Annotated in this window: 20 protein-coding genes; 11 read left to right on the top strand and 9 right to left on the bottom strand. The window is 52.9% G+C overall.

Annotated elements, in window-relative coordinates; all coding sequences use genetic code 11:
* Nucleotides 1-149: 149 nt before the first annotated feature.
* On the bottom strand, nucleotides 150-1,322 hold the full coding sequence (gene nifS, locus AB7S84_RS02520) for a cysteine desulfurase NifS (RefSeq protein ID WP_020877069.1): 1,173 nt from the start codon (nucleotides 1,320-1,322) through the stop codon (nucleotides 150-152).
* Nucleotides 1,322-2,146, bottom strand: coding sequence for a Fe-S cluster assembly protein NifU (nifU, locus tag AB7S84_RS02515; RefSeq protein ID WP_428152828.1), 825 nt, complete (start codon nucleotides 2,144-2,146; stop codon nucleotides 1,322-1,324). Before nifU ends, nifS begins: the two co-directional genes overlap by 1 nt.
* A gap of 421 nt (nucleotides 2,147-2,567) precedes the next feature.
* Here nifU and AB7S84_RS02510 point away from each other — a divergent pair, with 421 nt between their 5' ends.
* A complete protein-coding gene (locus AB7S84_RS02510) occupies nucleotides 2,568-4,076 on the top strand; it encodes a CDP-alcohol phosphatidyltransferase family protein (RefSeq protein ID WP_040415832.1) in 1,509 nt (502 codons plus the stop codon).
* A 277-nt stretch (nucleotides 4,077-4,353) separates the two neighbouring features.
* Here AB7S84_RS02510 and AB7S84_RS02505 read toward each other — a convergent pair whose 3' ends face one another.
* The 7 genes from AB7S84_RS02505 to AB7S84_RS02475 all read right to left on the bottom strand — a co-directional run bounded on the left by AB7S84_RS02505 (nucleotide 4,354) and on the right by AB7S84_RS02475 (nucleotide 13,919).
* On the bottom strand, nucleotides 4,354-4,701 hold the full coding sequence (locus AB7S84_RS02505; RefSeq protein ID WP_144016459.1) for a hypothetical protein: 348 nt from the start codon (nucleotides 4,699-4,701) through the stop codon (nucleotides 4,354-4,356).
* Nucleotides 4,702-4,863: 162 nt separating this feature from the next.
* The gene (locus AB7S84_RS02500) at nucleotides 4,864-6,543 is read right to left on the bottom strand and encodes an AMP-binding protein (RefSeq protein WP_020877065.1); all 1,680 of its coding nucleotides are present in this window, start codon (nucleotides 6,541-6,543) and stop codon (nucleotides 4,864-4,866) included.
* A 182-nt stretch (nucleotides 6,544-6,725) separates the two neighbouring features.
* Nucleotides 6,726-8,336 carry an acyl--CoA ligase family protein gene (locus tag AB7S84_RS02495; protein WP_020877064.1) on the bottom strand — a complete coding sequence of 537 codons (1,611 nt, stop codon included), beginning with the start codon at nucleotides 8,334-8,336 and terminating at the stop codon, nucleotides 6,726-6,728.
* Between the two features lie 17 nt (nucleotides 8,337-8,353).
* Nucleotides 8,354-8,545, bottom strand: a complete 192-nt coding sequence (locus tag AB7S84_RS02490) for a hypothetical protein (RefSeq protein WP_020877063.1) — start codon at nucleotides 8,543-8,545, stop codon at nucleotides 8,354-8,356.
* 92 nt (nucleotides 8,546-8,637) lie between these two features.
* Complete coding sequence (locus AB7S84_RS02485) at nucleotides 8,638-9,960, bottom strand: hypothetical protein (protein WP_020877062.1); 1,323 nt, start codon at nucleotides 9,958-9,960, stop codon at nucleotides 8,638-8,640.
* An 89-nt stretch (nucleotides 9,961-10,049) separates the two neighbouring features.
* Nucleotides 10,050-11,681 carry an AMP-binding protein gene (locus AB7S84_RS02480; RefSeq protein WP_020877061.1) on the bottom strand — a complete coding sequence of 544 codons (1,632 nt, stop codon included), beginning with the start codon at nucleotides 11,679-11,681 and terminating at the stop codon, nucleotides 10,050-10,052.
* 324 nt (nucleotides 11,682-12,005) lie between these two features.
* A complete protein-coding gene (locus AB7S84_RS02475) occupies nucleotides 12,006-13,919 on the bottom strand; it encodes a DUF294 nucleotidyltransferase-like domain-containing protein (RefSeq protein WP_020877060.1) in 1,914 nt (637 codons plus the stop codon).
* A gap of 659 nt (nucleotides 13,920-14,578) precedes the next feature.
* Between AB7S84_RS02475 and AB7S84_RS02470 the strand changes: the two genes are divergently transcribed.
* The 10 genes from AB7S84_RS02470 (at nucleotide 14,579) to AB7S84_RS02425 (ending at nucleotide 21,819) form a co-directional block, all read left to right on the top strand.
* Nucleotides 14,579-14,953, top strand: a complete 375-nt coding sequence (locus AB7S84_RS02470) for a desulfoferrodoxin (RefSeq protein ID WP_020877059.1) — start codon at nucleotides 14,579-14,581, stop codon at nucleotides 14,951-14,953.
* Between the two features lie 282 nt (nucleotides 14,954-15,235).
* Complete coding sequence (locus tag AB7S84_RS02465; RefSeq protein ID WP_020877057.1) at nucleotides 15,236-15,442, top strand: hypothetical protein; 207 nt, start codon at nucleotides 15,236-15,238, stop codon at nucleotides 15,440-15,442.
* Between the two features lie 146 nt (nucleotides 15,443-15,588).
* Nucleotides 15,589-16,905, top strand: coding sequence for a cytochrome ubiquinol oxidase subunit I (locus tag AB7S84_RS02460; protein ID WP_020877056.1), 1,317 nt, complete (start codon nucleotides 15,589-15,591; stop codon nucleotides 16,903-16,905).
* Between the two features lie 2 nt (nucleotides 16,906-16,907).
* Nucleotides 16,908-17,936, top strand: a complete 1,029-nt coding sequence (gene cydB, locus AB7S84_RS02455) for a cytochrome d ubiquinol oxidase subunit II (protein ID WP_020877055.1) — start codon at nucleotides 16,908-16,910, stop codon at nucleotides 17,934-17,936.
* Nucleotides 17,937-17,959: 23 nt separating this feature from the next.
* A complete protein-coding gene (locus tag AB7S84_RS02450; RefSeq protein WP_020877054.1) occupies nucleotides 17,960-18,931 on the top strand; it encodes an NAD(P)H-dependent oxidoreductase in 972 nt (323 codons plus the stop codon).
* A 41-nt stretch (nucleotides 18,932-18,972) separates the two neighbouring features.
* Nucleotides 18,973-19,134 carry a rubredoxin gene (rd, locus tag AB7S84_RS02445; RefSeq protein WP_020877053.1) on the top strand — a complete coding sequence of 54 codons (162 nt, stop codon included), beginning with the start codon at nucleotides 18,973-18,975 and terminating at the stop codon, nucleotides 19,132-19,134.
* 141 nt (nucleotides 19,135-19,275) lie between these two features.
* Complete coding sequence (locus tag AB7S84_RS02440) at nucleotides 19,276-20,475, top strand: FprA family A-type flavoprotein (RefSeq protein WP_020877052.1); 1,200 nt, start codon at nucleotides 19,276-19,278, stop codon at nucleotides 20,473-20,475.
* Nucleotides 20,472-20,660 carry a ferredoxin gene (locus tag AB7S84_RS02435; protein ID WP_020877051.1) on the top strand — a complete coding sequence of 63 codons (189 nt, stop codon included), beginning with the start codon at nucleotides 20,472-20,474 and terminating at the stop codon, nucleotides 20,658-20,660. The genes AB7S84_RS02440 and AB7S84_RS02435 overlap by 4 nt, the downstream gene beginning before the upstream one ends.
* A gap of 48 nt (nucleotides 20,661-20,708) precedes the next feature.
* Nucleotides 20,709-21,056: a DsrE family protein gene (locus AB7S84_RS02430; protein ID WP_020877050.1), complete on the top strand. Its 348-nt coding sequence runs from the start codon at nucleotides 20,709-20,711 to the stop codon at nucleotides 21,054-21,056.
* A 73-nt stretch (nucleotides 21,057-21,129) separates the two neighbouring features.
* A complete protein-coding gene (locus tag AB7S84_RS02425; protein WP_020877049.1) occupies nucleotides 21,130-21,819 on the top strand; it encodes a DVU0298 family protein in 690 nt (229 codons plus the stop codon).
* The last annotated feature ends 125 nt before the right edge of the window (nucleotides 21,820-21,944 follow it).

The raw sequence follows: 21,944 nt of genomic DNA, 5'->3' as shown, positions 1-21,944 counted from the left end.
GCTTACAACGGTCGCTCAATCAAGTTTCAATAAATGCCGGGGCAAGTTTCCCGCGGTAAAAACAGTATCGATTCAAAAGTGATTCCGATGTCTCAGCTTTCGACTGTCATAGGCCGGTGCCGGGAGAATACAATACGCGATATTCACTGTCAGCCGGCCTGGACCGATTTCCAGAACGGCGACATCTGCCTGAGCCGCTCTATAATCGGCGGGAGCTTCTCGATGACGTAATCGATTTCCTGCCGGGTGTTGTACACGCTGAGGCTGAACCTCACGGACCCATGGGCGGCGGTATAAGGCACGCCCATGGCCCGAAGCACATGGGACGGTTCCAAAGAACCCGAGGTGCATGCGGACCCCGACGAGGCACAGATACCGATCTCATCCATCATCAGCAGAATCGATTCACCCTCGATGAACTCAAAAGAGATATTGGTCGTATTAGGGAGCCGCCGATCCGTATCGCCGTTAACGTCGGCATGGGGGACGGCCGCCAGAATACCGGTCTCCAGGCGATCCCTGAGCGCTTTCACCCGGGTATTTTCCTCCGCCATGAGATTGCCGGCGAGTTCCGCAGCCTTTCCCAACGCCACGATGGATGCCACATTTTCCGTCCCGCCTCTCCGATTCTGCTCCTGGTGGCCGCCGACAAGGAAGGGGGTGAACTTGGTGCCTTTCCGCACATAGAGCGCCCCCACGCCTTTGGGGGCGTGCAGCTTGTGCCCGGACAGCGAAAGCATATCGATGCCGGTTCGACCGATATCCATGGGGACCTTCCCAACAGCCTGGACCGCATCCGTATGAAACACCACCCCTTTATTCTTGACCTCCCGGGCAATCTCTTCCACTGGAAACATGACGCCGGTTTCGTTGTTGGCCCACATCAGGCTGACCACGGCGGTATCTTCGCTGAGATGATCGTAAAGGTAATCGAGATCAAGCCGGCCTTTGCCGTCCACCGGCACAAAGGTTACCTGATACCCGTTGTGACTGAGATACTCGCAAAGATTCTTCACAGCGGAATGTTCCACGCGGCTGGTGATGATATGCCGCTTGAGGGGATTCGACCGGATAGCGGCCCAGATGGCGGCATTATCGCTCTCCGTGCCGCAACTCGTAAAAACAATCTCCTCCGGAGACGCACCAAGGATCCGGGCCGTCTGCGTGCGTGCCTGGTTGAGGGCCGTCGACACTCGTCTGGCCATGCCGTACATGCTTGAAGGGTTTCCATAATGATCTTTGAGGTATGGGAGCATCGCCTCCAGCACTTCCGGCGCTACGGCGGTCGTGGCGTTGTTGTCGAGATAGACCGTTTTCATCATTACACCTCCTCTACAACGAGTTCCGGCAGAACGAATTCCCGAAGCTTTTTTTCCACGAAGTCCTTGAGGGTTATCTGGGCGGCGCTGCAACTGGAGCAGGAGCCATGGAGCTTCACCTGAACCCGCGTGCCTTCAACATCAACCAGCTCGATATCGCCCCCATCCTGTTTGAGGGCGGGTTTGATCTCTCGTTCCAAGGTCTCTTCGATCAGTCGAATCTTCTGGATATTGGTCATCTTGGGGGGTAGGGTCCGGACCGATGGTGCTTGCCCCGTCACCTCGTTGATGAGTTCCTGGATTCGATCGTGGCAGTTCCCGCACCCACCGCCGGCCTTGATGTAGTGGGTTACGTCCTCAACGGCCGAAAGACGATGCTCCGTCAAGGCGCGTCGAATTTCGACATCGGTCACACCGAAGCACTCACAGACGATCTCCCCTTCCTTTTCCGAGAGAGGTTTACCCCGGTAACATGCAATGGCTTTTTCCAGGGCCTCCTGTCCCATGACCGAACAATGCATTTTCTCCTTGGGGAGGCCTCCCAAATAATTGGCGATATCGTCGTTGGTGACCTTTTCGGCCTCCTCAATCGTTTTTCCTTTCAGCATCTCTGTCAAGGCGGATGACGACGCGATGGCGCTGGCGCACCCAAAGGTCTGGAACTTGACATCGACGATCCGTTCATTCTCATCCACCTTGAAGGTCAACTTCAATGCATCTCCACAGGATATGGAGCCGACCTCCCCCACTCCGTCGGCGTCCTCGATAACCCCAACGTTTCGGGGATTCAGAAAATGCTCTTTTACTTTATCAGAATATTCCCACATTATGCCCTCCCGGCTTAAACGCGATTCACAGTGTTGTCCTATACATCGTTTTCCCATTTAACATTTTGATTTTAATCTAACAACTAATAATAATCATCGAGAAGAAAAATAAAACCCACATCCATGGAATTTCACAACGGCAACTTTCCAGTTTCTTGACATGTCAAGCGCTTTTTTTTTGCAATTTTTTATTTTTGACTTTCATAGGCCGGTATAGGGAGGATACGGCCCGCGCCCCGCTATCCGATCACCATCATGAAAGTCGAAAGTTGAGTATAGTTATCATTTATGTTATCTAGGAATTCTATGCGAACCTCTTCCAGGAATTTTCTCTTATTTTTCAGGAGATGGGAAGTACTGAACATCGGGGAACCGTGTGAGGATCAACTTCAATCGGATTGAAGACCGAAGAAAGAATCTTATGTCGCGCAAGTTATTGATATCCAAAAAAGCCACGACCATTTTGATCTACAGTCGTCCCCTTCTCGTTTTCGGAGGCATGCTCTGTGCCGTCGGCGTCATATGGAACCGCAGCCCCGCCCTATACACGCTGGGTGTCACCCTGCTTTTCATTTCCATGACCTTTGATCTGGTGGACGGCTGGTTCGCCGCTCGCTTTCAACCCCACCCGACATTGGCGCAACTTGCCGACCGCATCATGGACAAAATCGTCTACTCAATCATATTCCCGTTGATCGCAGTGGGCATGATGTGGCGACTGGTCAACTTTTCATCGGATTTCAATCGCATCGAACTTCTCCACGCCATCTTCGTATTGTTCATGTGCATTGCCGTTTTAATACGAGATAATTTTGCCAGTTTCATGCGGAATTTTGCCATCCGTCAGGGGCAGGAACCGGAACCCAGCGAGTTCACGCGCCTCAGGACCATTGTAGCGGCACCCGTCAGTGCGCTGCTTTACGCCCATGCCTTTTATGTCCCCGAGGTTCCTTTGGGCTCGGCCGCGTCCCGCTTGTATGCCTGGATCTCATGGTTGGGGAGTCTGCCGGTTCGCGGACTCTTTTTCATCGAAATTCTGTTTCTTATCATTACCTTTGGGTCCATTGCGGCCTACTGTCGGAAATACGGCAGTTATTGTCTGGACGACCTCTGTCTGGATGACGACGTCCTGCGCCGGCAGATTCTATCGCTTTTGCCCAACGCACTTACGGTGATGAATGCAATGATGGGACTCCTGGGGGTATTTTTCGCGAATCAGGGGCGGTTTCGAGAGGCTTACCTGCTATTGATCGGCGCTGCCATCTTTGATAAACTCGACGGCGCGATGGCACGGCGACTTGGACTTACGACGCCGCTGCCGAAAGCCGAAAACAAATCCAAGCCCAAAATCAACCTGGGAAGCATCATGGACGACCTGGCGGACGGGGTCAGTTTCTGCATCGTCCCCGCATGGATGTTTTACATCGCGTTCTCCGGCATCGAAGATCCTTTCGTTCAAAAGCTTGCCGCTGGTCCTATCGCCATTTTTTACGCGCTCATGGGGATCATCCGGCTCATCTACTTCACCCTTGATAAATCCCCGATTCCAGGATTTTTCAAGGGAATGCCCACGCCGGCGGCCGCTCTCTTTGTGACGGCGCCTCTCATCATGCTTAGCCAGGCAGCAGCGCAGGGATCGACGGACTGGGTCCGATTCTGGGCCGTATTCTGCGCCGTCCTCATGGTCCTGAACGGCGTTATCATGAATATCTATCCGATCCGCTATCTTCACCTGGGCCGTTTCATGAGCCGACGGCCCTGGTTTGCCCGTGGGAGCATGCTGCTGTTGTTGACGTTTGTTTTCACCCCGTACCTGGGACACATGGCCGTTTGCTATCTTTTCCTGTATCTATTGTCACCGCTTGTCACCTGGCGCATCGATCCCGAGGTTGCCGCCAAAGAAAATCATTCGGACATACAGACCCGATGATTGCGTCCGCCGCCGTTCACGGCCGATGCTTTTTATTTTCAATCGCGAATACATGGAAGGCAAGCCTCGGCACAACGATATCATTCAACTTTCGACTTTCATGATGGCGACTGGATAGAGGCTGAACGTCGAAGGCTGAAGGCTGAAGGGGGATAGGCAATCCCGTTTGTTACGGGTCCATTTCTCTAACCTTCAGCCTTAACTTTCGGCTTTCATGATGGTGACCGGATAGCTGTGCCGGGAGGATACGGCCTATGAAAGTCGAAAGTTGCGGATATCAGAAAAGACTCTTGTTGCGAATGAGGGTATATCTCAATTCCATTCGACCGTTCCTATCGGCGGGTTTGGCGTCCACGATGAGTTTCCAGGCTGAATGGGATTCCATCAGGTCCGCCGCCTGCATAATCTTCAGCATGACCAACGGCGATTCATCGGGCTTGACGATGATGGATTCATGTTCATTGATAGAGATCTCGTCGTTTTCGTTTTTTCCATGACCGACGCCGACCAACGCACTGCCGTCTCCGTAATAGAGCAAGGCCTTGTTGACGGCCGCCGACAGTTTCGGTGTGTAAGTCGAAATTTCCTTGTTAATAGTGTTGACCAACTCAAACGGTGTCATCATCTCTCCTTTATAGAGGTCATGGCGGCCGCCCGACCCTGGCGGCGTGCGGCGGAATACAGGCACTACTTACCAGATCCGATATAAAAAAAAAAGCACCCGCGCAACAAAAAGCAGGTGCTTTCAGGACGGCGTCAGGCCGCGCCGTCGGTCATGTCGAAAAAGTTAAGCCGTTTCGATCTTGGCAGCCTCCTCACGTCCCAGAGCCTTGGTCGCCTCTTCTCTCAGCTTGTATTTCTGAATCTTGCCGCTGGCGGTGGTGGGATACTCCGTCACAAAAAGGAAGAATGCCGGAATCTTGTGAAAGGCGATCTTGTCTTTACAAAAGGCCCGCATCTCATTTTCATCTGCCGTATACCCCTCTTTGAGTTTGATGAAAGCGGCCACCTCTTCCCCGTATTTGGTGCTCGGAACGCCCACAACCTGAACATCCAGGACCTTGGGATGGGTGTAGAGGAACTCCTCGATCTCCCTGGGATAGATGTTTTCACCGCCGCGTATGATCATATCCTTGATGCGTCCCGTGATCTTGCAATATCCGTTGGCATCCATGATCGCCAGGTCTCCCGTGTGCAGCCACCCATCGGCATCGACGGCCTCGGCTGTGGCCTCGGGGTTCTTGTAGTACCCCTTCATGACATGATATCCTCGCGAGCACAGCTCGCCCGGAACACCCGGCGCCACCGTCTCTCCCGTGGCCGGATCGACGATTTTGACCTCGACATTGGGCAGGGCCCGCCCGACGGTGCTCACCCGGAGTTCCAGCGAATCCTCGCGACGCGTCTGCGTGATCCCGGGGGAAGCCTCGGTTTGCCCGTAAACAATGGTCATTTCCTTGGCCCCCATGACGTCCACAACCTTTTTCATCACCTCGATGGGGCATGGCGACCCCGCCATGACACCGGTCCTCAATGAAGAGGTATCGTAGGATCGCTTTTCCATCTCCTCGAGTTCTGCGATAAACATGGTCGGAACACCGTGAAGCGCCGTACATTTGTTGCGCTCGACAACCTCCAACACCGCCTTGGCTGAAAATGACGGCACCGGCGACATGCAGGTGGCCGAAACAACGGAACACAATGTACCGATAACGCAGCCGAAACAATGGAAAAAAGGAACCGTTATACAAAGGTTGTCTTTCGATGACAACGCCATGCACTCAGCCATGCTCTTTGCGTTGCCGATCAAGTTGGTGTGGGTCAACATAACGCCTTTGGGATATCCGGTGGTCCCCGAGGTATACTGCATATTGATCACGTCATGAGGATCCATCGAATCCTGCCGCGCTTTGAGCTCGGCATCGGAAATGGAACGCCCCATTTCAATAACGTCGTCCCAGATAAACATTCCCGGCTGGCGCTCCTTGGACAGGAGGACCACATTTTTCAACTTCGGGAGTCTGGCGCTTTCGAGCTTCCCGGGCTCGCAATCCTTCAGCTCGGGACAGACATCGTAGACAACCTTGAGGTACTCGTCAGGCTCCCGAAGCCCGCTGATCAGCACAAGCGTCGTAGCATCGGACTGTTTCATCAGATACTCCAGCTCAAAACTGCGATAGCTGGTGTTGACGGTGACCAGGACAGCGCCCATTTTTCCGGTACCGAACTGGGACAGCACCCATTCCGGAACGTTGTTGGCCCATATGGCGATGTGCTCTCCCTTTTCTACCCCGAGGGCCATGAACCCTTTTGCAACATCGTTACAGACCTTTTGAAAATCCCGATAGGTATAGTCGATCCCGTAGTCGTGATACATCAATGCCTTGCTGTCGCCAAACTGGTCCGCAACCAGATCGACCAATTGACCGATGGTGGTTTTACCGACTTCAAACTGTGGTAGCTGCATAACACTTCTCCCTCAATTTCGTGGGTCCGAGCAGGATATTGTCGTTGCTTTTTTCGATGCGAAGGACAACGATCCGTTTTCGTTCCGTTAAATATAAAATCGGACGCGAATTCCCGGAGATACGGCAAACTTCACGTCCATTTCATCCCTCGTATTATTCAAACGTGACCACGAAAGCAAAATCAGTTCACCTTCCGCTTTCGTCCTGCCCACTCCTTGTCCCTCAGCTTGAATTTCTGAATTTTGCCGGTGGCGGTTTTGGGAAGTTCTCCAAATTCCACGGATTTCGGGGCTTTGAACCGCGCAAGGTTCTCTTTGCAGAAACTGATGATGTCTTCAGCGGAAGGATTGCTGCCGGGCTTCGGAACGACGAATGCCTTGGGAACCTCGCCCCATTTTTCATCGGGGATGGGAATGACGGCCACCTCCATGACATCGGGATGCTTGTAAATGATGTTTTCCACCTCCACCGTCGAGATATTCTCGCCGCCGCTGATGATAATGTCCTTTTTCCGGTCCATGATCTGGGCGTAATTGTTCGGATGCATGACAGCCAGGTCGCCGCTGTGGAACCACCCGCCCTTGAAGGCTTCCGCAGTCGCCTCCGGGTCCTTGTAATATCCGAGCATCACGTTGTTGCCCCGCATGACGATCTCGCCGATGGTCTGTCCGTCCCTGGGGACCGGCTGCATGGTAATGGGATCCACGACATCCATGTACATGGCGACAATATAGGGAACGCCCTGCCGAGCCTTGATCTGCGCTCTCTCTTCAAGGGGGAGGTCATCCCATTTTGCCTGCCACTGGCATACGCTGTGGGGGCCGAAAACTTCGGTCAGTCCATACGTCTGGGTAATATTGGCGCCGATGTCCTCCATGTTCTGGATAACCGTCGGTGCCGGGGGCGCTCCGGCCGTCATGATCTCAAGGCGATGATCCAATTTTATATTGTGCTGAGTGGCATAGGTGGACATGCCGATCAGAATCGTCGGCGCAGCGCAGAGGTGCGTCACCCCTTTTTCCCGGATCAGTCGATAGATCTCTTCCGGTACCACCTTACGAAGGCACAGGTGGGTAGCGCCCATGGCGGTAATCCCCCAGGTGAAGCACCAGCCGTTGCAATGAAACATGGGAAGGGTCCAGAGATAGATCGATCGGCTGTTGGTCCCGAACTCCAGTTGTTCGCCCAGAGCGTTGAGATAAGCCCCCCGATGGTGGTACATCACCCCTTTAGGCCGACCCGTGGTGCCGGAGGTATAATTGATGGTGCTCACCTGATATTCGTCATCGATATCCGGCACGATGGGGTCGGGGGATCCGGTGTTCAGAAATTCCTCGTATTCCATGCCGTCCAGGGGTCGATCCCGGCTGATATCGCAGATATTGACATAGGTCTTGACCTTGGGCAGTTCACCGGTAACAGGCGCAACGAGTTCGGCGAATTCATTGTCCGCAAACACGGCCTTGGCGTCCGAGTGATCGATGATATAAGCGATCTCTCCTGCAGACAGGCGGATGTTGATACTGACCAGGGCCGCGCCGATCATGGGAACGGCATAATGGGCTTCCAGCATGGGTGGGGTGTTGGGGCAGATGAACGCCACCTTGTCCCCTTTGCCGATGCCGATCTTCTTAAGCGCGCTGGCCAAACGGTTCACGCGTTGATAGAACTCCGTGTAGGAATAACTTTTGTCCCCATAAATGACGGCGATTTTATCATCATACACAGCGGCAGACCGGCTGATGAAATGAACAGGTGTCAGGATATCATAATAGACGCTTTTGTCGGACATGCGGATTTTCCTCTCCCCTAGATGCCATTCATGTGCTGCTGGCGATATTTTTTGACCGTATCCTCGTCCACCAGACTGCGAATTTTGAGCACACACGCTTCATCTTTACAGGCCTCGCCCCAAATCTCGGGAACGACCTCAAGAATCAACCGCTTCTGGTCTGCCGGACTCAACTTCAGCACCGCTTGCTTGATCTCTTCCAGTGTCATCTCATTCCTCCTTCGTTCATTGCCGTTGGATCAAACTTCTCAGAAAAACCGCCGGCGGTAACGTCCCCGCCGGCGCTGAATTATGCCTTCAATCAATGACCTTCATGGGTATAAAACGGCCACTTATGGAAGAACCATTCGTTCCAGAGCAGGGGAATGATCCACCAGAAGTTCCAGATGAGGGACTCGCCGTGAACGAATTTGTGATCCCAGTGCGGATTCCCGAGAGCCCAATCTCCCCAGCCGATATAATAGAAAATGATGTAGCCGATGGCGCAGAATACCAGAACGCCCACGGTCCTGAACCAGAAGGCCGCCCAGGAATCCTTGTCCGCCATGGGAACCATGTCGTCAAAATAATGATGCCACGCCAGAAACGGGATCAGGGTAAATCCGGCGATTTCCGCGGCGTGATACCAAAGGAACCGAAGCAGTTCGGCATTCTCGGGTTTCGCCTCTTGCAGGTGATGGATAACGTCATGGGGCAGCCACAACGGGGCGATCTTGACACAGAACAGGGCGATGAGGTACGCTAAACAAACATTGATTACAAATGAAATCAAACCTTTCCATGGTTGCGGCAGGCTGATGAGGCTCCAGGGCTTCATACGCCAGACATTGGGCGTCATGAACAGGATGATGATCATCCATTCCCACCAGCCGAAGACCCAATGGACATGGGTGATCCCGGATATACCACCCCACCAGGGCGTATTCAGGCCGTAAGAACTTCCAAACGCTACACCGAAGACCTGACCCCAGAAAGGCACGATCAAGACCGCATAAAAGAACATAGTCCACATGGAGCACCATGCGATTTCCGCCAGACCGGCCTGGGGCTGGGGAAGGTCGCTGGGCCGAATGGGCCATTTGCCGAACAGGATGGTGACAAAGGGGTAACTGTAGAAACCGATCAACACGAAACAAACAACGGCGCTCTCTGCAAAGTGGTTGGCCTGCATGGCGGCCAGATCCAAAGCGCCGGTCTGTCCCGCAGCCGCGAGTGTCTCGAGGTTGCTCTGACTTAGAAAATTGAACCCGAGCCCCAGGACCCGGTAGAAAACGACATGAATCATGAACCATACGATGATGAGGTTCAGGATCGTCTGGACGATTCCCCGGGTGGGTTGAGGCAGCTTCTCAAAGGGCCAGTCGCCGAGAAACATATGCTGGTAGAGGCCTACCAGGATCATCATGGCCAGATACATGACAAACGGATACGGGAATAAACCCACCGGTCCCCGGGGATCGCTGAAGATGTACCAGAGAACCCAGGCGATAGCCGTAAACGAAGCCAGGGAAATGATGCCGGTGAGGGGCTGCCCCCAGCGGGCGGTCAGTTCCCCGTGGGCGGCCGCTTGTTTTGCTTCGGTTTTGATTGAACTTCCAGGTTGAACAACATCTGCTTGTGCCATACGTTCCTCCCTTGGATGTAGGTGGGGATACGCCGGTCTCCCCAACCGGACCCATACCCCTCAAATTGATGAAAAACTCCTCTACTGAATTACGCCTTTCCCCACTCCATGCTTCTCAGTTCGACCCTTCGGATCTTGCCGCTGATCGTCTTGGGAAGCGATTCGACAAACGTTATTTTCCGGGGGTATTTATAGGGTGCGGTGACCTTCTTGACATGGTCCTGCAACTCCTTTACCAGTACGTCATTTCCGGTGTATCCGGGTGCCAGAATGACGAAAGCTTTCACCACCGCACCGCGGGTTTCGTCGGGACTGGATACAACCGCCGACTCCGCGACGGCGGGGTGCTCAATCAGGGCGCTTTCCACCTCAAACGGACCAATGCGATATCCGGAGGTCAAAATGACATCATCAGACCTGCCTACGAACCAGAAATATCCGTCATCATCCTTGTAGGCCCGGTCTCCCGTCAAATACCAGTCACCCTCGAAGGCCGATGCGGTTCTTTCCGACTCTTTCCAGTACTCTCTGAACAATCCCAGCGGCCGATGGGGCGCTACGCGAATGGCGATATCTCCTTCGGTATTGGGTGGTACGACATGTCCTTCACCATCTATGACATCGAGATCGATGCCGGGCGAAGGTTTACCCATGGACCCGAATCTCGGTTCGATGCAGGGAAACATGCCGCACAACAGAACGGTTTCCGTCTGGCCGTACCCGTCTCGTATGGTACAGCCGGTGGCCGTCTTCCATGCCTCGATGATCTCGGGATTCAAAGGTTCGCCGGCGGCGACACAATGGCGAAGGTTCGGAAACGTGAAACGACTCAGATCCTGCAACACGAACATTCGGTATACGGTCGGCGCGCCGCAGAGCGTCGTCACCGGATACCGAGACAGAAATTCCAGGGTTTTCAAGGGATCAAACCGATTGGTATGATGAATGAACAAAGCAGAACCGCAAATCCATGGGCCAAAATAGCTGCTCCAGGCAGCCTTTGCCCATCCGGTGTCGCTGATGTTCCAGTGGAGGTCGTCCTCGCGAAGATCCAGCCAATATTTCCCCGTGGTGAAATGGCCGATGGGATAGGATGCGTGGGTGTGAAGCGCCATTTTGGGAAGCCCCGTGGTTCCCGAGGTAAAATAGAGGATACAGCCGTCCCGACTCGACGTTTCGGCGGTGAGAAACACATCGGATCCCCGGGCTACGATATCGTCGTAAAACGACCATCCCTCCACGGTATTGGATATAACGATCCTGGATACGACGGAAGGGCACTCATCCGCAATCGAGTCGAATCTCTCGGCAACCTCCGGATTTGTGATGATACAGACAGCCTCGGCTTTCTGAGCGCGGAACTTGAGATCTTTGGCGGTCAGCTGCGTGGTCCCGGGCGCCACCACGGCCCCCATTCGAATGCACGCCGTAACCGCTTCCCACCACTCGATGTTTCTTTGAAGAATCAGCATGACTACGTCGCCCGGTTTGACGCCCTGGTCCGTTAAGGCGTTTGCCAGTCTTTTAGAAATGATGCTCAATTCCCGGAAGGTTTTTTTGACTTCGAGACCATTGTCGTCCACCCACCACATGGCCAGCCTATTCGGATGTTCGGCCCATTTGTCGATAACGTCACCGGCAAAATTGTAATGCTCGGGAACCCTGTACCTGAAGGATCGGTAGACCTCGTCATAATCCGCCATGTTGTGCGTCTGGCCCATTCATATCTCCCTGTCGCTTGAACATCTCCAAATACTCCATCCGTCAACCCCGAAAACCAAGGCTCATCGTTTGATAATCTCTTCACCCCCTTTAAGCCAAAATATGAGCGAGCGCTCGGTCTTTTAATCGAGACATAAAAAACACGCTCACTTCTTTTTGAACGAGCGCTCGATCTTATTCTGAAAGCCATTTTACCCGCTCACAGCGTAGGTTGTCAATATGTTTTTTGCCGTTTCTTTACAAACTGAATGGCATTCTATTAAAGAGCAGCCTTCACGGGCGAAAGTCCCACCACAAAGGATCATATCGCCCCCTTGCCGGCATTATTCCTCCCGAAGCATATCCAGGAGAGTCGATACCCCGGCAAGGGCGTCCTTGAGCGCGACCCGCTCCCTTTTTCTCAAGCTGTAAGGATCGATATAATCGTCCGGACGCTTTCCTTGTTTGAGTTCTTTCAGATTTTCCCGGATATTAAGCATCATCAGGTCCTCGAAACTCCTTTGAAAAAATCTGGCGTCCTTTTCCGAAAGCACGTCGGCGTCGGCCAATTGGGCAAGTCGTCCCAACGTTGACGATTCGATAATTCGGTTGGCAAGGGCCTTTCGCCGTATGCCGTTGACCATCGGCAGGATGGCCGACGCCCTGAGGTTCATCTCGTTTTTGTGCGGTCCACCCCTCTCGGTAATGAACGTGCCGAGATAACTGATGGGGAGGTGATACTCGGCGGAATTCCCCTCCCCCAACCGATTTTTGCCGATCCCCGATTCGATCGCCTGGAAAAGCTTTTCCCTGAGGGCTTCCCCCAATGCCATATTTCCCCATACCGGTCGGAAGTCAAAAAGATGTCCGATAATTTTATCCAGTTCTCGGTCGGGCTGCGTCATCCATTGATCGATCAGCATCATCCATTGACCGAGGGAACGTCGCCATTTCGGATTATCTGCCATGACCTCAAGGCCGTATCTTCCAACGCCGCATTGTGCCAACGCCTCAACGATGAACTCGGCAAACGTTTTGAAATAGGCGTCAACGTTGCCTGCATCGGCATCTTCCGGATCGGCATACACGATGGCATTGTCCTGGTCGGTGGGAAGTGCCTGCTCATACCTTGCGGCGCTCCCCATGTTGATAAAGCAATACTCCACCGGCGGCGGCCCCCAGCCATTCAATTTCATGCGTTCCTCGGAAAGTTGGATGACCCTCCGGGTCATGCGCTCATAGAGTTCCGACATCACGTTGAAGATTTCCGCGGCGGAGGCGTTTTCCTCGATCATGACATTCAGAATATTGTCGATTTCCCGGCTGACCATCGCAAGCCCTCTCACATCCGGCTGAGATTCGATGTCCTTCGTCAGAAGGAGCGTTCCGGTGCTCTGTGTTTTAATAAGATCCACCAGCGTGACCACGCCCACGAGGTTTCCCCGTTCCATTACAATGAGGTTTTTGGTTTTGCTGCGCATCATGGCGACCAGAGCCTGACCGATGAAGGCATGAGGGCTGATTTCCACCAGATTGCTGTACATGATGTTGTCAACCCGGCAGGTTTCTACCGGATAAGTCTGCTTGGCAATGAGATACTTGACAAGATTTTTTTCCGTCAGAATCCCGCGCGGTCTGTTTTCGCGATCCAAAGCGACAATGGCACTGATGTCCCTGTCCGCCATAATATTGGAAACCGCCGTGACCCGATCGTCGACGCGACAGGTGATGGGGGGATGTGCCATCACCTCGCTGACCCGCTTCTTGAAAAACTCGGGCTCCATCTGACTGATTCCCGAATACCCTCCTTTGGAGTGCTCCTCCACCAGCACCTCGTAAAGCAACCGCATTCTCTCCGCCAACAAGACGTTGAAAAAACCACAGAACTCAGGATGATCGTAAATCAATTTTTCGAGGTCTTTACGATGGACAAGGCAGCAAACCAGTTTCTCTTTGGCCCGAACGGCCCCTGGATAGCACTGTTGAGAAAGAACGACGGTTTCGCCGAAAAAATCATAGGGGCGCCGGAGACCGATCACCATTTCTGATCCCTTGTCATTGACAACAACCGTTTCGGCAAGCCCCGAATGGATGATGAAAAGCACATCCAGGCTTGGCGTTCCTGTCTTGAAGACATAAGTGTTGGCTGCATAAGTCTTGACCTCCACTTTTTCGGCAAGTGCGGCCAAAACCTCCGGTGCCAGTATTTCGAAAGGATCTGTCTTGACCAATGTCTTGTAGATTTCATCCGTGTTCATTAACCGCACACCCTGTCTCTTCCCACACGGGGCTAAAACTGTTCATCAAAAACGACCGTTTTCAGATCGAAGCCTCCCGTACCCGACAGCCTGTCGTCAAATCGATTACAGATACCTCAAAAAGGGTCTTATGAGGCCGACCGTCAAAACAGTACAGAATAAAATCCTTGAAACAAAGCTGGATATTTGTTAATTAGGAATTGTTCCTATTTAGAGTTCGGCAATAACAGGCGATGCTGCGGAGCGTATCCCTGATCCGCCCTCGCGATAGACAACCGAACCTTAGCATGGTTTCTCCCGACGCGTTGAAAAATTACGCGGAGATGATATAAATGAAGCTTCTCTATTCAACTTTCGACTTTCATGATGGTGACCGGAAAGCGGTGCCGGGAGGATACGGCCTGTGACAGTCGAAAGTCGAGTTCTTTAATATGAAACAAAGCGCTTTACAACGTCAACCAATAAAATGTAAGAAGAGTTGGATATACAGGCGCATCAACAACAATAGCGGGTATGCGCTGTGCGGGCGGAACATTCTGCCGATGTGATCGAGATCGGCGCGCAATGCCGCCTCCGGATATGCGCTTGAGGAGGAGAGTTGTGCATCCCTTGATGGGGATGCCTATCTATTGCCGTAATCAACAGAAAGGAGAACCACTATGGCAAAAAGGCTGGAAGTCTACAAATGTGAGGCATGTGGAAATATTGTAGAGGTCCTGGAAGGCGGTGATGGCGAATTGGTCTGTTGCGGCAAGCCCATGAAATTGATGACTGAAAATACCGTGGATGCCGCCAAGGAAAAACATGTGCCGGTCATCGAAAAGGTTGATAACGGCTTCAAAGTGACCGTGGGAAGCGTCGCACACCCCATGGAGGAGAAGCATTATATCCAATGGATCGAACTCATCGCCGACGGTAAGGCATATCGTGAATTTCTCAAACCCGGAGACGCCCCCGAAGCCGTTTTCCACATTGCCGCGAATCAGGTTTCGGCACGCGAGTACTGCAACCTTCACGGCCTATGGAAAGCCTGATCATTGAGTAATTGAGGCTCAATAAAGGAGGTTGCCATGACCATCGGACGTGTCGGAATTGCGGATGCGTGCTCGGAACCGGACAGCCTCCCGGAAAATGTTCCAGTTGTCATCAACCTTGCGCGTTTATAGATAATACCTGTTACACACCGGATTGTTCCAAGACGGATGTGGACAAAAGGATCCAGTGATTCGAGTCGCCGGCGGCATCGCCTTTGGTTGTAGATGGCGTTTGGTCGCCGGCGGTTTAAATGCATCACCTGAACAACCAAGGAGAACATCATGACCAGCACCCCTCAACACTGCCCGGGATTCGAGCAATTCAAGAACCTTCAGTCCTTCAGCTGCAAATGTCCTGAATGCGGAGAGACCAAGGAAATTTTCTCCGATGAATTCGATCGTCCCCACACCTGTGACAAGTGCGGTAAAACGATCGATTTCACCCAATGCACGCTGGACGGCTCGGCAAAATCGGACACTCCCCGATAACCGGCCGGACTTCATACATAGTTCCATCACTCTGTACCATTCCCCAATCTGCTCCGACAGGGGCGGTTTGGGGAATGGTCGGGGAAGAACCCGATAAGCGGATACCTTTGTAAAACCAACCTCTCGATCTTTCCTAAGGAGAAGCTATGGATGTCGTGCTGCTATCGCGCCTGCAGTTCGCTGCCGCAACCATCTTTCACTTTCTGTTTGTCCCGCTGACAATAGGCCTTTCCACTCTCGTGGCTTATATGGAGACCCAGTACGTCAGAACCGGAGACGAAACCTATCTCGCCATGACCAAGTTCTGGGGAAAGCTTTTTCTGATCAACTTCGCCGTTGGTGTTGTCACAGGAATTACCCTGGAATTTCAATTCGGTACCAACTGGTCCGGATATTCCGCCTATGTTGGTGATGTGTTCGGCTCTCTTCTGGCCATCGAAGCCACCGCAGCCTTTTTTCTGGAGTCCACCATGATCGGCGTCTGGGTCTTCGGATGGCGGAAGCTCTCGAAAAAAGCCCATGCAACCGTCATGTGGCTGATTGCGGGCGCGTCTACTCTTTCCGCGGTATGGATACTGATCGCCAACGGCTGGATGCAGCATCCCGTGGGATTTGACATTCAAAACGGTCGCGCCGAGTTGGTGAGTTTCCTTCAGGTTGTGCTCAACAAGTTTGGGTGGATGATTTTCCTCCACGTCATCGCCGGCGCTTTTGTTCTTACCGCTTTCTTCGTGATGGGCATCAGCGCGTTCCATCTACTGAAAAAACAACAGGTGGAATTCTTCACCCGCTCCTTTAAAATCGCCCTGTTCACCGGCTTCGTCGCTGCCGTCCTCGTGGTCGTTCATGGGGATTTCCATGCCGCTCATGTCGCCGAAGTCCAGCCCGCAAAACTCGCCGCCATGGAAACCCTCTGGGAAACGCAACCCAAGGCCCCCGTCTATCTCTTTTCCATTCCGGACGAAGAGAAAGAAGCCAACCTCATTGAAATTGGAAAGATTCCAGGCCTCCTCAGTTTTCTAGCGTTCAAAAATGTCGACGCGGAAGTGCGGGGTCTCAAGGAATTCCCCAAGGAAGACCGGCCGCCCGTATTCATTTCCTCCCTGGCATTCAAGGGAATGGTGGGACTCGGCACCTACTTTATCTTCATCACGCTGGTGGGGCTGTTCGTGCGCAACCGCCTGACCGAATTCCCTCTTTTCCTCAAAATCATCATGTTTTCCATACCGTTGCCATACGTTGCCAACGAGCTTGGCTGGATTCTGGCCGAAGTGGGTCGCCAGCCGTGGATCGTCTATGGCATGATGAAAACGGCTGATGCCGCTTCTCCCGTGGATCCGGTCCAGGTGGCCATATCTCTTGCGGGTTTTATACTCGTATACGGCCTTCTGGGTGCCGCAGGTTTCTATCTGATGGCGCAAAATGCTAAAAAAGGACCGGTACCGGTCGAAGAGGAGGTGTAAACATGGAATTGCAGATTACATGGTTTTTTCTATGGGGGCTGCTGTGGGCTATTTTTTTCGTCACCGACGGTTTTGATTTCGGCATCGGCACGCTAATGCCGTTTCTCGCTAAAAACGACACCGAAAAAAGAGTCATGCTCAATGCTATGGGACCTCTGTGGGACGGCAACGAGGTCTGGCTGATCGCAGCGGGCGGGGTCACCTTCGCCGCTTTTCCCATTCTTTACGCCACCATGTTTTCCGCGCTCTACTCGGCGCTGATGTTGATTCTCTTTGCACTGATCCTCAGGGGTGTTGCAATGGAGTTCCGTGGGAAAGTGGAAAACGTGATATGGCGCCAGGTATGGGATTTCTGTGTATTTTTCGGGAGTGTTGTCCCTGCGGTTTTATTCGGGGTGGCCTTCGCCAATTTCTTCAAAGGGATCCCCATCGATGCGGAAGGCATTTACCACGGCAACCTTTTCAGCCTCCTGAACGGTTACGGCCTTCTGGGCGGTCTGTTGTTTCTCTTTCTTTTTCTGGAGCACGGCGCTTTGTGGCTATCCATCAAATCCGACGGCGACCTGCATGATCGGGCCGTTCGCACCGCCCACGGCCTCTGGTGGATACTTATAGCGGTTGCACTCCTTTTTTTGACCGCCACCAGGTTCGAAACCCGACTTTACGACAACTATTATGCCAACCCGGTGTTGTTTCTGCTCGTGCTGATCAACCTTGCGGCTTTCCTTCAGGTCAAGTGGTTTTTGATTAAAAAAGCCTATTTCACCGCGTGGTTTTCATCGGCTCTGGCCATCATCTGCTGCACCTTTTTCGGCCTCATCGGGCTGTTTCCGAACATGCTGCCTTCCAGCGTGGACAGGGCGGCCGACATCACAGCCCTGAACGCCTCGTCAAGTCCCCTTACGCTCAAGATCATGCTGACCGTGGTCATCATTTTCATTCCCATCATTTTGGCCTATCAGATCTGGGCCTACAATCTTTTCAAAGGGAAGGTGACAAAGGCGGACCTTGCCGCAGAAGATGCTTACTGAACCAGGATAAAGGAAACCTCAAGATGTTCGTACTTGGACTACAGGGAAGCCCTCGTAAAAAGAGCAACACCGAATTTTTGTTGTCACTGTTCATGACAGAGGCTCAAAAATATGGCGCTCAAACCCACATCGTCGATGTCTGCCGGAAACACATCGAACCTTGCAAGGAGTTCACGACCTGCGAGAGGAAGGGTTTCTGCCCCATCAAGGACGACATGGGTCCCGAGATTTATCCTTTGCTTCGGAAGGCGGATGTGGTGGTACCGGCATCTCCTGTATTTTTTTATAATGTCACCGCTCAGCTCAAGGCCCTGATCGACCGCTCGCAGACCTTGTGGGCGCGGAATTACCGGTTGAAGCTGACCGACCCCAACCGGCGAATGCGTCGCGGGTTCATGCTTTGTCAGGGCGCCACCAAAGGCAAGAACCTGTTCCTGGGCGTCGACCTGACGGCCAAATATTTTTTCGACGCTGTTGGTGCTCAATATTCGGGGAGCCTCTACTACTGGCAGATCGAGCATCGGGGGGACATGGCGCGCCATCCGGGTGTCCGCGATGATGTGGCCGCAGCGGTTGGCGAGCTGCTCAAGCCCTATACGGGCCGCAAGAAAATTCTCTTTGCAAGTCGCCGGAATGCCGCGAGAGGTCAAATCGCCGCCGCGTTCGCCCAATTGATGGGTGGAGACAAAATCGAAGTGATGTGTGGCGGGAAAGACCCTGCCGATAAGGTCGACCCCTTGGTGGAAGACGTCATGGCCGAGAAGGGCATCGACATGGGGTTTCGGATTCCCGCATCCATCGAAGCGGCTGTCGAGGCCGGCTGCCCTGACATGATCGTTACCATGGGATGTGACGATATCGAGACGACACCGGATGCGGCGAGAATCGCGTGGGACCTTCCAGACCCGGAAGGAGAGGATATCGATTCCATAAGAATTCTCCGGGATGAAACCGAAAAGCGTGTCTCGGAGCTGATCGACCAGTTGGACACCTAACCGTAACATTTAACCGTTCAAACAACAAACAGGAGGCATCAGTGAAAAAATACGTATGCACCATTTGCGGCTATGTCTACGATCCCGCGGAAGGCGATCCGGACAACGGCGTCGCCCCCGGAACGGCATTTGAGGACGTGCCGGATGACTGGGAATGTCCGATTTGCGGCGCAGGCAAAAGCGATTTTGAGGTTGAAGAATAGCCTGTAGTCCTTCGGTTTATCACGTTTAAGTGTTATAGATCGATTCAGATGCCCTTTTCGCCAAATCCAACGGTGTCAAGGGCATTGCCTTTTTCCGTTGCACTGTTTCATCAAACCGCATAACACACACAAGGGAAAAGCATGAAACCGGTTCAAATTGCCAAAGGGGTCTATGATGTCGGCGTCATCGACTGGACCATCCGGGATTTTCACGGATACTCGACACACATGGGCACCAGCTACAACGCGTTTCTGGTTCTCGGGGAAAAAACCGTCCTGATCGATACGGTCAAAAAAAACTTCGCCGATCAGTTTCTCAGAAACATCGCCGGCATCGTTGATCCGTCTGAAATCGACGTTGTCATCAGCAACCACACGGAGATGGATCACAGTGGATCCTTGCCTCATGTCATGAATTTGATCGGTCGGGACAAGCCCATATATTGTTCCAACATGGGGAAGAAAAATCTGTCCCGTCACTTCGTGGACGCTTTCAATCTCCAGGAAATCCGGGAGGGAGAAGATCTCGTGCTCGGGGACAAGACATACAGCTTCATCGAGACGAGAATGCTGCACTGGCCGGACAGCATGTTCACCTATCTCAAAGAGGACAAAATTCTATTTTCCAGTGACGCATTTGGCCAACACTATGCCGGCCATGAACAGTTCGACGATAGGGTCGGCGAGAAGATCATGTTTCATGCCAAAAAATATTTCGCCAACATTCTTCTTCTTTACGCGCCGTTGATTCTGAAACTGATTGACAAAGTGATCAAGATGGGTCTGGATATCCGCATGATCTGCCCTGATCACGGCGTGATGTGGCGAAAACCGTCAAGTATCATCGATGCCTACACCCGATGGAGCCGCCAGGAGGAGCTGGATGACAAAGCCGTTGTGGTCTACGACACCATGTGGCACAGCACTGAGCAAATGGGCCTCTCGATCGCCGACGGTCTCCATGCCGAAGGCATCGATGTTCGTCCAATGAAACTGCGGGAGCACGACCGCAGCGACATCATGACGGAGGTCTGTGACGCCAGGGCGATAGTGGTGGGCTCCCCCACCCTGAACAACGGTATTTTTCCGACAGTGGCTGATTTTCTGACCTATATGAAAGGACTCAAACCGCAAAACAGGATTGGAGCAGCCTTCGGCTCCTTCGGATGGAGCGGTGAATCCGTCAAAATTCTGGAAAAGGAATTGGCCGGAATGAAATTCAATATGGTCGCCCCGGGGCTTAAGCATCAATACGTCCCGGATAACGACGCAATAGAAAGATGTGTTGCCTTCGGCCGACAGATTGCGGCGGCCGTCAAGGCTTCCGGAAATCACTCATGAGAAGACCTGAAATAGATTTAAGTGCCTGCAATGGATGTGGGGCATGCATCGCGGTAAGCCCGACCGTTTTCAGTTTTAACGATCTCGGTTTTATTCAGGTGGCGGACCTTGAATTCTATCCCGAAGCCGAGGTGGATGAGGCCATCGCCCTTTGTCCTGAAGACTGCATTTCCTGGACAGAATAATCCGACATTGGGACAGCCTCGTCACTATCGATCAGGAGGTTTTGGCCTATGAAAAAGATTGCTGTTTTCGTATTCAACGGAGACCCCATGTGCTTCACCCACGTCCTTTTGAACGCTCTCGATATGAAATCGGGAGGCGACGACGTCCTGATCATTGTGGAGGGCGCCGCGACGGGCTTGACGCCTGTCCTGGCAGCTGCGGATCATCCTTTGAACGGTCTCTGGGAAAAAGCTCGGACCGCAGGTCTGGTGGGGGGCGTCTGCGAAGCCTGTTCCAGAAAAATGGGCACGTTGAACGCCGCCAAGGCGCAAGATCTCCCCTTGCTCAACGACATGAACGGCCATCCCGGCATGGCCCGTTTCCAAAAAGACGGATATGAGATCATCACCTTTTAAAAGGTGATGATCTCATATCCTATTCCCGGCCGCAGATAGACTCGGGCCGACAAGGCTTTTTAAGGCAGGTTCCATGGCAGCGAAAAAAATCGGTAGTCGAATCGGTAGTCGAACACTCAAAAAGGAGATCTCGGAGCTGTTACGCGAAAAGCGTTTCGATAACGCCGTTGAGGGCATCCGACGCTATCCCCATCGACAGGTCATCGGCCCTCTTTTTTCCTTTTTTTTCGGTAACGATATCGTATTCTGGCGGGCCATATCTGCCATGGGTATCGTGGTATCGGAAATGGCGGACAGCGGGGCCGTCGAATCGGCCAGAGTCGTTATCCGCCGAATGATGTGGCAACTCAATGACGAATCAGGCGGCATCGGATGGGGGTGCCCGGAAGCCATGGGCGACATCACCGCACGAAATCGTCGGCTGGCCGAGGAATATCATCGGATTCTGATTTCCTATGTCATGACGGACGGCAATTTTCTGGAACATCCCATTCTTCAGCGCGGTCTTCTCTGGGGCATCGGTCGACTCGCCCATGCCCGTTCCGGTCTCGTTGAGTACGCCGCACCGTACATTACGCCGTTTCTGGCTTCCGCCGATTCCTTTCATCGGGGTCTTGCCGCATGGGCGTTGACCCCAATTGCCGATGCCCCTACAAAAGCCTTGATAAAACCCCTTGCCGATGATAACGCATCTCTAACAATCTACCTTGACGGCAACATCGTCGATTGCACTGTTGCCGATCTTGCCGACAAAGCGTTATAACCGACACATTCAAGGCATCAACGTTCAGGAGTTGCCACATGAACCCATTCGAGCTCATTCCAACCCCCGACCCAATTCCCGCCCCGGGTATGATGTTTCGGGTGCTGCTGGACATTTTTTTTATG

Source organism: Desulfococcus sp., from assembly GCF_050178255.1.
Lineage (GTDB): Bacteria > Desulfobacterota > Desulfobacteria > Desulfobacterales > Desulfococcaceae > Desulfococcus > Desulfococcus multivorans.
Note: the sequence above shows the minus strand (reverse complement) of the source record. Positions and strands in the feature narration are given on the sequence as shown.

What these genes read in the sequence shown, in the direction of transcription:
- AB7S84_RS02435 (WP_020877051.1), top strand. Translation starts at nt 20,472, where the DNA reads ATGAGAAGACCTGAAATAGATTTAAGTGCCTGCAATGGATGTGGGGCA.
- cydB (WP_020877055.1), top strand. Translation starts at nt 16,908, where the DNA reads ATGGAATTGCAGATTACATGGTTTTTTCTATGGGGGCTGCTGTGGGCT.
- AB7S84_RS02495 (WP_020877064.1), bottom strand. Translation starts at nt 8,336, where the DNA reads ATGTCCGACAAAAGCGTCTATTATGATATCCTGACACCTGTTCATTTC.
- AB7S84_RS02465 (WP_020877057.1), top strand. Translation starts at nt 15,236, where the DNA reads ATGACCAGCACCCCTCAACACTGCCCGGGATTCGAGCAATTCAAGAAC.
- AB7S84_RS02485 (WP_020877062.1), bottom strand. Translation starts at nt 9,960, where the DNA reads ATGGCACAAGCAGATGTTGTTCAACCTGGAAGTTCAATCAAAACCGAA.
- nifS (WP_020877069.1), bottom strand. Translation starts at nt 1,322, where the DNA reads ATGATGAAAACGGTCTATCTCGACAACAACGCCACGACCGCCGTAGCG.
- AB7S84_RS02475 (WP_020877060.1), bottom strand. Translation starts at nt 13,919, where the DNA reads ATGAACACGGATGAAATCTACAAGACATTGGTCAAGACAGATCCTTTC.
- AB7S84_RS02500 (WP_020877065.1), bottom strand. Translation starts at nt 6,543, where the DNA reads ATGCAGCTACCACAGTTTGAAGTCGGTAAAACCACCATCGGTCAATTG.
- nifU (WP_428152828.1), bottom strand. Translation starts at nt 2,146, where the DNA reads ATGTGGGAATATTCTGATAAAGTAAAAGAGCATTTTCTGAATCCCCGA.
- AB7S84_RS02480 (WP_020877061.1), bottom strand. Translation starts at nt 11,681, where the DNA reads ATGGGCCAGACGCACAACATGGCGGATTATGACGAGGTCTACCGATCC.
- AB7S84_RS02430 (WP_020877050.1), top strand. Translation starts at nt 20,709, where the DNA reads ATGAAAAAGATTGCTGTTTTCGTATTCAACGGAGACCCCATGTGCTTC.
- AB7S84_RS02505 (WP_144016459.1), bottom strand. Translation starts at nt 4,701, where the DNA reads ATGATGACACCGTTTGAGTTGGTCAACACTATTAACAAGGAAATTTCG.
- AB7S84_RS02440 (WP_020877052.1), top strand. Translation starts at nt 19,276, where the DNA reads ATGAAACCGGTTCAAATTGCCAAAGGGGTCTATGATGTCGGCGTCATC.
- AB7S84_RS02450 (WP_020877054.1), top strand. Translation starts at nt 17,960, where the DNA reads ATGTTCGTACTTGGACTACAGGGAAGCCCTCGTAAAAAGAGCAACACC.
- AB7S84_RS02490 (WP_020877063.1), bottom strand. Translation starts at nt 8,545, where the DNA reads ATGACACTGGAAGAGATCAAGCAAGCGGTGCTGAAGTTGAGTCCGGCA.
- AB7S84_RS02510 (WP_040415832.1), top strand. Translation starts at nt 2,568, where the DNA reads ATGTCGCGCAAGTTATTGATATCCAAAAAAGCCACGACCATTTTGATC.
- AB7S84_RS02470 (WP_020877059.1), top strand. Translation starts at nt 14,579, where the DNA reads ATGGCAAAAAGGCTGGAAGTCTACAAATGTGAGGCATGTGGAAATATT.
- AB7S84_RS02460 (WP_020877056.1), top strand. Translation starts at nt 15,589, where the DNA reads ATGGATGTCGTGCTGCTATCGCGCCTGCAGTTCGCTGCCGCAACCATC.
- AB7S84_RS02425 (WP_020877049.1), top strand. Translation starts at nt 21,130, where the DNA reads ATGGCAGCGAAAAAAATCGGTAGTCGAATCGGTAGTCGAACACTCAAA.